General features: G+C 53.7%; 11 protein-coding genes. 6 read left to right on the top strand and 5 right to left on the bottom strand.

Going from position 1 to position 12,602, the window contains the following annotated elements; genetic code table 11:
* The first annotated feature begins 1 nt into the window (after window position 1).
* The 5 genes from KTT_RS09435 to KTT_RS09415 all read left to right on the top strand — a co-directional run bounded on the left by KTT_RS09435 (window position 2) and on the right by KTT_RS09415 (window position 3,678).
* On the top strand, window positions 2-721 hold the full coding sequence (locus tag KTT_RS09435; RefSeq protein ID WP_126599519.1) for a response regulator transcription factor: 720 nt from the start codon (window positions 2-4) through the stop codon (window positions 719-721).
* A gap of 17 nt (window positions 722-738) precedes the next feature.
* Complete coding sequence (locus KTT_RS09430; protein ID WP_126595738.1) at window positions 739-1,728, top strand: uroporphyrinogen decarboxylase family protein; 990 nt, start codon at window positions 739-741, stop codon at window positions 1,726-1,728.
* A 532-nt stretch (window positions 1,729-2,260) separates the two neighbouring features.
* A complete protein-coding gene (locus tag KTT_RS09425; protein ID WP_160145761.1) occupies window positions 2,261-2,662 on the top strand; it encodes an NUDIX hydrolase in 402 nt (133 codons plus the stop codon).
* A gap of 4 nt (window positions 2,663-2,666) precedes the next feature.
* Complete coding sequence (locus KTT_RS09420) at window positions 2,667-3,029, top strand: hypothetical protein (protein WP_126595736.1); 363 nt, start codon at window positions 2,667-2,669, stop codon at window positions 3,027-3,029.
* Entirely contained in the window at window positions 3,019-3,678 is a 660-nt protein-coding gene (locus KTT_RS09415) for an MEDS domain-containing protein (protein ID WP_126595735.1), read from the top strand. The genes KTT_RS09420 and KTT_RS09415 overlap by 11 nt, the downstream gene beginning before the upstream one ends.
* 129 nt (window positions 3,679-3,807) lie before the next feature.
* Here KTT_RS09415 and KTT_RS09410 read toward each other — a convergent pair whose 3' ends face one another.
* The 4 genes from KTT_RS09410 to KTT_RS09395 form a co-directional block, all read right to left on the bottom strand.
* Entirely contained in the window at window positions 3,808-4,836 is a 1,029-nt protein-coding gene (locus KTT_RS09410; protein ID WP_126595734.1) for an AIM24 family protein, read from the bottom strand.
* A 315-nt stretch (window positions 4,837-5,151) separates the two neighbouring features.
* Window positions 5,152-5,556, bottom strand: coding sequence for a hypothetical protein (locus KTT_RS09405; protein WP_126595733.1), 405 nt, complete (start codon window positions 5,554-5,556; stop codon window positions 5,152-5,154).
* A 91-nt stretch (window positions 5,557-5,647) separates the two neighbouring features.
* A complete protein-coding gene (coaBC, locus tag KTT_RS09400; protein WP_126595732.1) occupies window positions 5,648-6,925 on the bottom strand; it encodes a bifunctional phosphopantothenoylcysteine decarboxylase/phosphopantothenate--cysteine ligase CoaBC in 1,278 nt (425 codons plus the stop codon).
* A gap of 138 nt (window positions 6,926-7,063) precedes the next feature.
* Window positions 7,064-7,750 carry an ArsR/SmtB family transcription factor gene (locus KTT_RS09395; RefSeq protein ID WP_126595731.1) on the bottom strand — a complete coding sequence of 229 codons (687 nt, stop codon included), beginning with the start codon at window positions 7,748-7,750 and terminating at the stop codon, window positions 7,064-7,066.
* A 184-nt stretch (window positions 7,751-7,934) separates the two neighbouring features.
* Here KTT_RS09395 and KTT_RS09390 point away from each other — a divergent pair, with 184 nt between their 5' ends.
* Complete coding sequence (locus KTT_RS09390; RefSeq protein ID WP_126595730.1) at window positions 7,935-9,326, top strand: MFS transporter; 1,392 nt, start codon at window positions 7,935-7,937, stop codon at window positions 9,324-9,326.
* A 92-nt stretch (window positions 9,327-9,418) separates the two neighbouring features.
* On the opposite strand, the gene KTT_RS09385 is transcribed toward KTT_RS09390, so the two are convergent.
* Window positions 9,419-12,580: an FHA domain-containing protein gene (locus KTT_RS09385; RefSeq protein WP_126595729.1), complete on the bottom strand. Its 3,162-nt coding sequence runs from the start codon at window positions 12,578-12,580 to the stop codon at window positions 9,419-9,421.
* Window positions 12,581-12,602: the final 22 nt, after the last annotated feature.

Below are 12,602 nucleotides of genomic sequence, written 5' to 3'. Positions count from 1 at the left end.
GATGGAACAGGAAGTATTTGATCAGCGTGACATGACTATTTTGATCGTGGACGATGAACCGCGCATCCGCGATCTTGTGCGTATGAATCTAGAATTGGAGCACTATCGTGTGCTCGAGGCCAGCAACGGTATAGAAGCTCTGGATGAGCTACGCGATAATCTGCCCGACCTGGTAGTGCTGGATGTCATGATGCCGGAGATGGACGGTTTTGAAACCCTCAAAGCCATTCGTGAAGTCTCGACCGTTCCGGTGATCATGCTGACGGTGCGTCAGAGCGAGCAGGACCGCATTCGCGGCCTCGATCTGGGGGCCGACGACTATATCGCCAAGCCCTTCAGTCCCCGTGAGCTTTTATCGCGTATCCGAGCGCTTCTGCGCCGTTCCCTGATGGCTCCACCATCGCGCAAGACCGAGATCGTGGTTGACGATGATCTGACGATCGATTTTGCCCGCCGTGAAGTCATTGTGCGTGGAAAGAAAGTTGTCCTGCGGCCAACCGAATACCGGCTCCTTTATCACCTGGTCAGCAACGCTGGCCGCCTGCTCACACACGAAACGTTACTATCAAAGGTCTGGGGACGCGAGTATCGCGATGAGTCGCACTACCTGCGTCTCTATATTACTTATTTACGTCAAAAGCTTGAGAAGGATCCCGCGCATCCACAGTATATTCTGACCGAGCGTGGAGTTGGATATCGCTTTAAAGCCTTAGATGATTAACAGGAGAGCATTGCTTAATGAACAAAAAGGAACGCGTAGATGCAGCCCTGCGTGGCGAAAAGGTCGACCGGGTTCCCGTCAGTGTATGGGGACACGACTATGAGCGCGAATGGGGAGTGCAATCCTTATCTGAAGCGGTCGCCGAAAACTTCAATCGCTATGACTGGGACTATGTCAAGGTAAATCCACGGGCTTCCTACCTGGTTGAAGGCTGGAAGGCCAGGTATCGATCCTCGGGCCGCAAGTTTCAACCCCCCATCTGTGAATATACACCTATTACGAGTGCGTCGGACTGGAAGCGCATTCGTCCGCAGGAGCCGGACCAGGGGGCACTGGGCGAGCAACTGCGTGTCCTGCAACTGGTGAACCATGAAGTCGGCTACGATGCCTATTTTGTCCAGACCATTTTCTGTCCCCTTGGCGTCGCTCGTTACCTGGCCGGTGACAACAATCAACCCGTGCTCTTAACCATTCGTGAAGATCGGCGCGCGCTACATACCGCCTTACGCATCATTACCGAAACCCTGGTTAACTATGCCATCGCCTGTCTGGAGCAGGGTGCGAGCGGCATCTTCTATGCCACCAATGGCTGGGCCAGTGAGGGACTGCTCACGCAAGACCAGTATCGTGAATTCGGCGAACAGTACGATCTTGAGTTTCTGGATGCCATCAAGAGCCGCAGCAAGTTCAACATTCTGCACAACTGCGGTTCGCACATCTACTTTGACCTGCTGGCCTCCTATCCTGTGCAGGCGCTCAGCTGGGCGCCCGAACTGGAGGGGAATCCAGATCTGCGAGATGGCCGTCTGCGCAGTGGCAAAGCGGTCATGGGTGGAATCAATGAACGTACCACCCTCAAGCAGGGAACGCCGGGTCAGATACAGGATGAGATTGGAGCGGTGTTAGAGCAGACAGGGGGGCAAGGATTACTGCTGGCGCCCGGCTGTGCCATCGCGCCCGAAACGCCCGTTAGGAACCTGGAAGCCATCCGCCGTGCGTTATCTTGACACTTGCTGATGCATTCGTTATACTTCCTCATAATTCTCAACGGTGAATTGGACGTGTGGCGTAAGTGGTTTACAATTCGAAACCCGTCTTACTATCTGCTCAAGTGAGAAGTCATCTCACCGGTGGCGTGATCCGGTTAGAGATAGCTGAGAACAGATAGAATTTTCCCCCCATCCTGGCTAATCAATATCGAATTATGCCACAGTGGGGGCGAAAAATGTTGTATAGTAGTATCTAACAAATAGCAGATAAGGCCGTACATCGCGCTGTAAAGCGGGAGTGGAGGGTAAGGGGGTGGAGCACTCAAGGTGCCTGTATCCCCACCTTTCTGTGAACAGCACAATAAGTGCACTCGCGCCGCACTTTGGTGGTACTAGAGAGGGTATACCGCGAGCAATGGAGCGATATAGAACAATGCGGGCCTATTCGGCAGGTGGTGTTGTGTTTCGCCTTGTTCCTCTGCTCTCTCCTGACAGAGACTTCACACAGAATCATAGCGAGTCCGGATATAACGGTGAAGGATTCGATAAGATGGTATCTATGGAAGTAGTGCTGGTGGGGCGCAGCCACGCCGGTATCTGGGCCTTACCTAAGGGGACGCCTCAGCCAGGTGAGACCATCGAGCAGGTGGCAGTACGCGAGGCACAGGAAGAAACAGGCTTGCAAGTACAATTGATTGCTTATGTTGGGAGTATCTCGTATTCATTTGTACGCGAGCAGGTACGCTATCACAAACAGGTGCGGCATTTCTTACTGGAAGCAGTGGGCGGTGATACCGCGTTACATGATCAAGAGTACGATCTTGTACAGTGGTTCTCCTTACCGGAAGCCAGTCGCCGCCTGACGTATCAGAACGAAGTGCATATTTTATCCCAGGCCCAGGAAATGCTACAGCGCTGGTTGCAATATCGGCAACAGGAAGGGCAGAAGTAGCAATATGCAAGAATACCAGCCCCGCTTTAGATTCGCGCGACGTGTACTCTTCCCCTATACCGGTGAAGAGCCTTTGACTCGTGCACAGGAAGTGAGGGTCATTGTCTCATGGGCTACCATTTTTCCGGTTGCCCTCCTGGTTGGCACATTGCCGATCGTGGCGTTATTCAGTAGCAATGCGTCTTTGCAGAAAATAGCGTTGATTCTCCTGCTGGTATTTGTTGGAGGTGTCGTCATTTTTGGTCTCATGGCCTGGTTTGTGGTCTTTATGATCAATCGATCGGCTCGCTTATTCCAACTCCAGCGACAGAGGGCACAAAAATCTGCAGGGACCAGCGATTTCAGCGGAGGTAGGTATGGATCTTAGTGTTGAAGGCAAATCTGAGCGTATACCCCCTGGCTCGCATATCTGCCAGCTCTATAGTAAAGTGGTAGAGATACCCAGCGTGACCGCGCGCCTGCTGCGTGTGGGTCTGTCGCTCAATGAAAAATGCCTCTTCGCGGCCGCCCCGGCGCAGGTACAAGAGTTACGCGAAGAGTTAGAGAAACTGCAAGTTGATGTGGATGAGCTAGTCACGTCCGGTCAACTTGTCTTATGTGAAGAGCGGGAAACATTTCTAGCCAATGGGAAGCGGTTTGATCCCTATTTCTTGCTTTCTTCGCACCAGACCTTTATCGCGCAGGCATTGCGTGAGGGCTGGCAAGCGGTACGTATATCAATAGATATGACCTGGCTAGCTAAAGATATCGCGACTCCAGAACAGATCCTCAAATATGAAGCAGCCTCTGATGCTGTGTTTACTTTCCAGAATGCCCCTATTATCGCTCTCATGCATTATGATCATAGTAAATTGCTGCCCAGCCTGGTAGTGGAGATGCTGAAGCTGCATCCTATCTCGGTAGTGGGTAAATATATCAAGCGCAACCCTTATTATCTCAATTCAGAACAATATATGCTCAAAATTTTGCGCATCAATAAAGATAAGGGCGGGCAGAGCAGCACTCCTGCTATGTAGTGCCGCCTACGGCGGCAGAAATAAAAGGTTCAAGCTGTAAACGGCTGAGCTGGGATGGGGCAGTCGCCCCATCCCAGCTCAGCCGTTTACAGCTTGAACCTTTTGATAACTAATGCGGCACATGCCGCATTAGTTATCAAAGATGTTGCCCATGAAGTTGCTCTGGCCGCCAGCCTGGGGAGATCCTTCATTGGTGGGAGGATGGTAGGTCATGGACTGGATGCCGACGCGGCCGGGTCCGATAAAGCGGTTGAGGGTGAATGATGCGCCAGCCATGAGTCCACCGATGGCCCCCAGAATACCTCCTCCGCGCTGTGAGCCTGCTACGGTGGTCATCTGCATCTGGACCGATGGGTCCTTCCAGAGCCAGGCGCCGGGCTCTACGTCGATCGCTTCGCCGGGGGCAAGCATTTTCTCGAAGACGTTGCCGTAGCCATGGAGGAGAACCATGCCTTCACCGTTGACAGCCGTGAACTGATCAATAAAGAGGCCGGTACGGCTGAAGAGAATGTTAGCTGCTCCCTGAACAAAGGTGAAGTTGTAATCGACGTTGCTGGTAGCGACCAGGAATTGATGTTCACGTACCTCAACCGTTTGCCCATGCTGGAGGCGTAGTGCTACAATCTGCCCCACAGAATCGCGTGAGAAAGAAATATTGCCAGGTCCCTGGGCTTCACTGATAAAGACCTGCAGGCCCGCGAAGAAACGCCGTGCCGCACCTCTGAGCGATTTAAAGCCGATCTGGACCCCTGGATGTTTCCAGAGCAGAATATGATGCTCAAAGTAGACGGATAGCTGATTGCCAAGCATGATATCAACGACCGGGACCAGTTCGCCGTCAATCGTGATGGTCATGTCCGCTATGCGCAATGGACCCTTTGGATTGTGCAATTCAGCTTTAGGAACCGAGTTGCCGAACATACTGTTAGTATATTCTTCAAACTGATTGGGTGGTGTGTACGCGCCTTGCGGAGCATTCCCATAAGCACCCGGCTGGGATGGTGGATTGTTGTAGGGGCCAGGCTGGGATGGTGGATTGTTGTAGGGGCCAGGCTGCGAGGGTCCTTGAGGCCCCGGGCCTCCATTAATAGGTGCACCACACGATCCACAAAATTTTACGCCATCGGCAATTGGATTGTGGCAGCGAGGACAGGTCATTGAATCCTCCTTATGATAGACCAGTTCAAGGTAATGGAGAGAAATTGTCGGGCGGAGATATCCTAATTGTGTTCTGGATATACTCTCATTTTGATAATAGCAGTGTTTGTATGAAGATACAAGAGGGTTGTGATATGGTGTGAGGGTGCGCGCGCACGCGCGCCCATACACTACTTAATACAGGGGAAGTTCTGGTGGTGTACAAGCCATGCGCTACTGCGCATGGCTTGTACACCACCAGAACTTCCCCTGTATTATAAAAAGAGATTGGGGGCGTTGCGCCCCCTGGTTGGTTATGTAGGCCTGGCCGCGGACCTAAAGAACGAAACTGTCAGCCAGCGGGCTGCGCGTATTGTTATTGCTGTCGCGCTTGTCGCCATTCAGGTTTACCTGAGGCTGACCATTGGTCTGGCGCCCATTGTTATTGTAGGTGCCACTGCCGCTACCCGAGGGGGGCAATGCGGGCGGCGTATTCTGCATACCCTGCAGGCTTTGCAGGGCTGCCTGAGACTGGCCTGACTGGCTGGAGGAACCAGACTCGGTTGCGAGCTGGATCGTCTTACCCTCAATTACCACAGCAATACCAATACCACGGCGAAGATCGGCGAGTTGCCTGCGCAACTCGCGATTCTCAGCCTCTAATGCGTCCATTAACTTTTTCTGCTCAAGCAGCATCTGAGCGATGCCTTCAAAACCAGCGCTAGCAGCACGATCCATCATGGATTCCTCCTGCGTACTTTCCGTACCCACTAAATCTAGAACAAAATCTCCCATCACAGCGCCACGTCCTCCCAACTTTATTGTGCCTGGCCTAGCCTAACAGTGGCACAACTCGATCCCAAATTGCCGCCGCAACGCCGGTCTTGGGCATTACAGGCAAATCTTCCATGTCACCATTTGCATGGAAGATGAGCACCTTATTGGTGTCTGTGCCAAAGCCACTATCTGAACGCGAAACATCGTTCGCGACCAGCATATCCAGTTGCTTTTTTTGTAGTTTGGCCCGACCATGTTCAATAAGGTGTTCTGTTTCGGCTGCAAAGCCAACGCGTATCAGGCGCCGCTTTAACTGTGGGCTGGATATGCCGTCGTGTTGGGCGCCGGCATGGCCACCATCAGCGAGTAACCCGGCGAGTTCGGCTAAAATATCTGGATTGGGTACCAGATGAATCGAGAGCTCACCTTTTTCGTGTTGCCCCGCAACCTTATTGTCAGTTTTCTTAATTTTTTGTGTTGCAGCCTGAGCTGGGCGAAAATCCGCCACGGCAGCACTCATTATAAGAGCATCCGCATCAGTAATAAGGGCGTACACAATGTCACGCATTTGCAGCGCTGTCTCAACCTGATGCAGTTCCACGCCATAAGGAGCGGGCAATGCAACGGGTCCCGATATTAATATAACGTGTGCGCCGCGATCTCGTGCTTCAATCGCCAGGTTATAGCCCATTTTTCCTGATGAACGGTTCCCAATATAGCGTACCGGGTCGATTGGCTCCTGTGTTCCACCTGCTGTGACGATCACACGGCGACCCGCGAGGTCGCCCTTTCGCCCCAGCACCTGTTGAATGGCACCTAGCAGGGTGGTGGTCTCAGGGAAGCGACCGATGCCGATCTCGCCGGAGGCGAGTCGACCGACTTCTGGCTCGACGATAAAGGCGCCTCGCTCACGTAGTGTAGCCAGGTTGGCCTGTGTCGCCGGATGCGTATACATGTTTGTGTGCATCGCTGGTGCCAGGAGTAGTGGTGCTTTGGTAGCCAGCGCCACGGCTGTCAGCATGCTATCTGTAAGCCCGTAAGCCAGTTTAGCAATTGTGTTGGCGGTTGTTGGCACAATTACCAGCAGCTCAGCCTCTTCGGCCAGTTTTATATGTGTCTCGGCGGCTTCCCCCGAGGCTTCCCAGAGGTCGCTATACACGCGCCGATGGCTCATGGTTGCGAATGTGAGTGGGCGGACGAATTCTTCCGCGTGCTCTGTCATAATTACATCTACAATCGCGCCGGCCTGTTGCAGCTTGCTGACCAGGTCAACCGCTTTGTAAGATGCAATTCCCCCACAGATTCCTACGATAATGCGCCTATTGAGTAACATGGCTAGCCTACTTGTTTGTGTTGGTTCACCAGCTATGCTGGGTCACTGCTACAATAGCATATCGAAATGTTTGGCGGCAAGGGTGATGCCAAGAAGTACCACTATATATTATCTAATATACGCTTCAAACAATGCTATTTACCATTGGAGTTCGAAATGTTGCCGCAGGGCCTGCTGTCCCGTTTCGGTGACGCAGAGGGCGCGACTGGTCGCAATGCGTTTGATCCAGCCGAGCTCAAACATGCGCCTGGTGAAGGCGGCTCCGGGTGCTCCTGCGAAGTGGTAGTAGCGTTCGCTCCAGTCGATATGGCGGGGAGCGAAAATGGGTTGACCTTTTCTGGCGTGTATCTCTGTGATGCCGAGATCACAGAAGCAGCGTTCACCTTCCCTGGAAAGCATATAGCCATCTTCCAGTTCGATGAGCAGCGATTGCCTGATTAATGCCCGGGTAATCTCCACTCCTAGCTTGCCCGCGACATGATTATAGCATGTGCGTGCTCTGCGTACTGCCTCACCAGTTTCCGCCTCGCGTAGCGAATGAATGGAGTGGGCCGGGGCAAAGGTTGCCAGTTCCTCAAGCACTTCCGTTAGAGCGGGATTCTTCATGCGAAAGAAGCGATGTCGCCCCTGCTTTTCAACGTTGATGAGGTCCGCATCTACTAAGCGTGCGAGATGTCCGCTGGCGGTAGACGGCGCTACACGGGCCAGGCGTGAGAGCTCATTGGCTGTAAACGCACGACCATCGCTAAGGGCCATCAAAATATTCACACGGGTTGGATCCGCGAGCAACGCCGCGACAGAGGCGATGTTGGTATCACCAGTCATAGCAAAGTCTCCATGTTGAGAACACCCTAGACCTACTTCTTTTCTATTTATCTTTATTATACGTGCCAATACTTCGGTCAAACATGAACTATTTCTGCCTTATATTTTAGAGGATGCAGTGTTGAAAAGACTTCAGGTCTAAATTCATCTCACTGATAAACAATGGAAATGGAGATAACGCTTGATGAATACCTTAGTACGCTCGCTTGCGGGTGAAGGGGAGAAGGAAGGTATAGAAAAAGCGATCGCACTGATCACTATCTGCCTGGGCTACTTTATGGTGATCCTGGACACGACCATTGTGAATGTCGCTTTGCCGAGTATTCAGCATGAGTTGAATGCAACCGTTACAGGATTGCAATGGGCCGTGGCGGGCTATAATCTTGTCTTTGCCAGTCTGCTGCTTACCGCTGGCGCGCTGGGAGATCGTGTGGGTAGTAAGAAGGTGTTTTTGTGGGGATTGGTGTTGTTTGCTCTGGCATCATGTGCCTGTGGCGCGGCGCCGAGCCTGTGGATCTTGCAGGGAGCGCGTGTGCTACAGGGGGCTGGCGCGGCCCTGCTGGTCCCTAACTCGCTGGCTCTGCTCAACCATACATTTTCGACGCAGCGAGAGCGTGCCCGGGCCATTGGCTTCTGGGGAAGTATTGGAGGTATCGGCGCCATCTGCGGCCCTGTACTTGGTGGATTACTTATCCATGTTTTGAACTGGCGCTATATCTTCTGGGTCAATGTGCCTGTAGCCGCAGTTGCCTTGCTGCTCACGCTGCGTTATGTCGTATCCGCGCCGCGCCAGGCGCGGCGGGAGCTTGATCTGGGGGCCCAGTTCACAGGAATAATCGCGCTGGCCGCGCTAACACTCGTATTCATTCAGGGCAACGCATGGGGCTGGTTCTCGTGGCCTATTCTATTGTCCGGCGCCGCCTTTGTGTTTTTCCTGGTCTGCTTCCTGATTATTGAACGGCGCGCGGCAAGTCCAATGCTGCCGCTTGAGTTATTCTCTGTACCAACATTTTCCGCCGCCAATATGGTCGGATTTCTTATTAACCTCGGTTTTTATGGGCAGATGTTTGTGATCAGCTTCTACTTTCAGCAGGCGCGTGGTTATTCGCCGCTGTTAACCGGATTCGCGCTGCTGCCGGAGACCGGTGTTGTCCTGATCGCGTCGCTGCTTTCAGGCAGGGTGAGCGGGCGTGTGGGACCATACTGGCCGATGGTTATTGGACAGGCAACGGGGTGTATCGGCCTGCTCATGCTGGTAATGGTACAGCCATCAACGAGCTACCTCATTTTGAGTATCATGCTACTGGCCATCGGTTTCGGCATGGCTTTTACGATGCCGGCTATGACGACGGCCGTCATAGAATCCGCGCCGAATAAGCGGGCGGGTATCGCTTCCGCAGTACTTAATGCTGGCCGGCAGATGGGGAGCGTGCTGGGCGTCGCCATTTTAGGATCGCTCGTAGGAGCGAGGACCATCTCAATCCCCGGTGTACATATCTCTATGCTCCTGGCTGGAGCGGCATTCTTTGGCGGTTGTCTTCTCACGCTATTCTTTGTAGACCGAAAGCATGTTTGACCCGGGTGATACTGGAATATGGAAGAGAGCGGGCACACCGCGTTTGGTATGCCCGCTCTCTTTCTTGTGAAGATTCCTTCTATTGTTTTGGACTAGGCCCGTATGTCTTTGCGTTTGAGGCACCAGGCGATGATCGCGCCCTGGATGAGAATCATGACCGCGAGGGCTACCCAGCACAGTAGGAGGTGGGCGACGGCCGGGCCATGGTTGCTTCCATCGATGGTCGTGAACAGATTTGAGACATATGAGAATTTATCGGCGTCGAGTTTGTCCCCATGGAGACCGACGGTGGTGCCCATGGCGGCCATTGACCAGCGCGTACTGAAGAACGCACCCAGGATCTGGAGAAATGGCGGCTTGTCCAGCGAGAAGATGACGCCGGCAAAAACGACCTGCGGAATGAGTGGCAGCGGAACGATACTCATGGCGCGGTCATTGTTGGGCACGATGGCCGAGATGAGCAGGCCGGTCATCAATCCCGCCAGCGATGTCAGGGCCATGGTGACGTATATCTCCAGGAACGGCGGCAGCAAGACGCTGTTGCGGTACGGAGCAACAATCGAGACCATAAAGACCAGGATCAGGCTCTGGACCAGGCTAAAGGTGCCCAGGACCGCGATCTTGGAGAAGAGGTAAGGGACGATGCCCAGGTTGACCGAACGTTCGCGCCGGTAGATGGCGGCCTCTTTCACAATTTCGCGTGAGCCATTGATACAGCCAAACATGATGGCGGCAAAAGACATGATGAAGAGGACCTTCTGCGCATCCGTACCCGATCCCGGCAGGATATCGTTATTCAGATAGTCATTCGCGCTCATGTTCTTCTGCTGGAGCATCATCTTACCCTGGTCGGTTTTCAGGAAGTCGACGACAACCTGGCAGTTATCGGTCGGATGCGAGGTTGGGTCCAGCATATTGACGCGGGCCACACAGGTCGCGACCTTATTACTGTTAAATGCCCCGTGCCCGGTGAGGCCGAGTAAGAGCAAGCCAATAATCGGCGCCTGCAGGACCAGGATAGCCAGGTTGACGCGGTCATTTATGATCAGCTCTATATAGCGCATACAGAGCAGTACAAACTGTTTGAAGGGATTGCCGCGTTTCGGCGGGTTGATCGGTGCCGCCGGGGCGCTGCGATGGGCGTTGCCGGCGGGTCCCTGCTGGATCGTTCCCAGCACATAGCGTCCGTAGTCCGGTGACTGCTTGAAACGAGCTTCCGCTTCCGCTGGAATATTGGGATTCTCGTCTGTAGGCTCAAGGGCGCTATAGATCTCCGCGAAATCGGTCTTGCCGAAGTAAGCTTTGGCATCATTGGGCGGCCCAAAGTACGCCAGCTTACCACCCTGACAGAGGAAGCAGATATAGTCGCAGGCGTTGATATTATTCGTCGCGTGCGTCACCAGCACAATGGTATGCCCTTTATCGGCCAGTTTACGCAGCAGGAGCATCATCTTACGATCCAGACCCGGATCAAGTCCCGAGGTTGGCTCATCAAGGAAGAAGACGCTGGGATTGGCCAGCAGTTCGAGCGCGATCGAGACACGCTTGCGCTGCCCACCCGAAAGCTTACTGACCAGCAAACCGCGACGATGCTTCATCTCCACATCTTCCAGCACATCATTGATGCGCTCCTGGATCTGCTGCTCCGTAAAGTCCTGCGGCAGGCGGAGCCGTGCGGCATAGTAGAGGGCGCGCTCCACGGTCAGATCACGGTGGATAATATCATCCTGGGGTACGTAGCCCAACTGGGTGCTAAAGGACGCCAGGTTGCGGTAGTAGTCCTGTCCATTATAGAGCACGACGCCTTGCTGAGCGGGGCGCAGGCCATTCAAAGCATCCATCAGCGTAGATTTGCCGGCCCCGGAGCCACCGACCAGGGCCACAAATTTACGCGGCGGTATGGCAAAGGAGATGTCGTTGAGCAGAACGACATGCTTATTGCCCTCTTTTTTCAGATTCAGGGCATCGATACGAATGCCATAGCTCTCATCCTGCTGGGTGAGGATGGTACCTGTATAGGTGAGCTTGAATGGACCGATGCGAATGATGTCGCCCTGATTGAGAACCTGGTTGCTGATACGCTGTGTATTGACATAGACATGGTTTGTGCTGCCCTGGTCAATAATGCGATAGCCGCCGCCGGGCACCTGTTCCAGACGAGCGTGGTGGCTGGAGACCTGTGGATGTTTCAGCACCACCATGTTATCTGGCGCGCGACCAAAGGTAATAACGGGTGCGCCCAACTGGATGGGTTGTAGCTCAGGCACTACGTCCTGTACCTGTCCACTACCATCATTGAAGGTTAAAGAAACGAACGTACCGTTGGCGTCGCTGATACGGAAGACATCGCCGCGCGTCAGGACGCGGCGGAATGGCTGCTGTCCGCCGATGGTTTGGCCCTGGAAGGTTAAACCATTCAGGGTGTGTCCGCGTTTAGGATTAGGATGGATGAGAACCAGTTGATTTCCCTCACGTACGATCTGAGCATGGAAGCTTGAGACCGTCGGACGATTGATGACGATCGTATTTGATGGGTCGCGACCGATATCGAACACCTGGCGATCCGGAGTCAGGGGATAGGAATGTCTTTCCTGGTCGGTATTGGTGCTGACCTCAAGGGTGGGAATACCCTGGCTCGGCGCTCTCGAAATGGAGGTGCCATCCAGGGAGCTACGCTGGGTTGCGGTAGCAATAGGGTCATCCGCCCCATATGCCGGTGGTGGTGCGTAGGCATTGGCCTGATTAAAAGCGGCCGGGCCGAAATTCGCCTGCGGTTGCCGCACTGGTGGTTGATTGGATGGCGCCGGAGGACGCTGTGGATCAGGCGCCTGAAATGGAGGATTATTGACTGAATTAGCGTACGCGGGCGGTACCATGGGTGGCGCCTGATTGGACGCGGAGCCGCGTTCAGTCACAGGTGGAGTCGGGCGCGCACTCTCGGCGACCAGAAACAGAAAGGTTGTTCCCTGCCCCAATCCAATCGTGTCGCGATCATTTAAGGGAGACTGATTAACCTCGCGTTGATTTAGCGTGATCGAGTTCTGTGCGGCAGTCTTTTTGATCGACCAGACACTGCCATTCCACATGATCTGGGCATGGTGACGAGATACAGATGGATCTGAAATAACGATATCATTGCCAGGTTCACGCCCTAAATTCGTGATGGGCCTGGTAATGTTAAAGGATCTGCCGGCCAGCGAACCGGTCAGAAACTGCAGAGTACCAAGCACTGCAGGGTTGTTTACCACATCCATGAATGAAACTCCATTCATTTCT

Origin of the sequence: Dictyobacter aurantiacus (genome assembly GCF_003967515.1) — a bacterium.
Classification (GTDB): Bacteria; Chloroflexota; Ktedonobacteria; order Ktedonobacterales; family Ktedonobacteraceae; genus Dictyobacter; species Dictyobacter aurantiacus.
This window is presented reverse-complemented; position numbering and strand designations above follow the sequence as displayed.

Excerpts from the sequence above, each read along its gene's own strand:
- KTT_RS09395 (WP_126595731.1), bottom strand. The coding sequence starts at position 7,750 with ATGACTGGTGATACCAACATCGCCTCTGTCGCGGCGTTGCTCGCGGAT.
- KTT_RS09385 (WP_126595729.1), bottom strand. The coding sequence starts at position 12,580 with ATGGATGTGGTAAACAACCCTGCAGTGCTTGGTACTCTGCAGTTTCTG.
- KTT_RS09435 (WP_126599519.1), top strand. The coding sequence starts at position 2 with ATGGAACAGGAAGTATTTGATCAGCGTGACATGACTATTTTGATCGTG.
- KTT_RS09410 (WP_126595734.1), bottom strand. The coding sequence starts at position 4,836 with ATGACCTGTCCTCGCTGCCACAATCCAATTGCCGATGGCGTAAAATTT.
- KTT_RS09415 (WP_126595735.1), top strand. The coding sequence starts at position 3,019 with ATGGATCTTAGTGTTGAAGGCAAATCTGAGCGTATACCCCCTGGCTCG.
- KTT_RS09420 (WP_126595736.1), top strand. The coding sequence starts at position 2,667 with ATGCAAGAATACCAGCCCCGCTTTAGATTCGCGCGACGTGTACTCTTC.
- KTT_RS09425 (WP_160145761.1), top strand. The coding sequence starts at position 2,261 with ATGGTATCTATGGAAGTAGTGCTGGTGGGGCGCAGCCACGCCGGTATC.
- KTT_RS09390 (WP_126595730.1), top strand. The coding sequence starts at position 7,935 with ATGAATACCTTAGTACGCTCGCTTGCGGGTGAAGGGGAGAAGGAAGGT.
- KTT_RS09405 (WP_126595733.1), bottom strand. The coding sequence starts at position 5,556 with ATGATGGATCGTGCTGCTAGCGCTGGTTTTGAAGGCATCGCTCAGATG.
- KTT_RS09430 (WP_126595738.1), top strand. The coding sequence starts at position 739 with ATGAACAAAAAGGAACGCGTAGATGCAGCCCTGCGTGGCGAAAAGGTC.
- coaBC (WP_126595732.1), bottom strand. The coding sequence starts at position 6,925 with ATGTTACTCAATAGGCGCATTATCGTAGGAATCTGTGGGGGAATTGCA.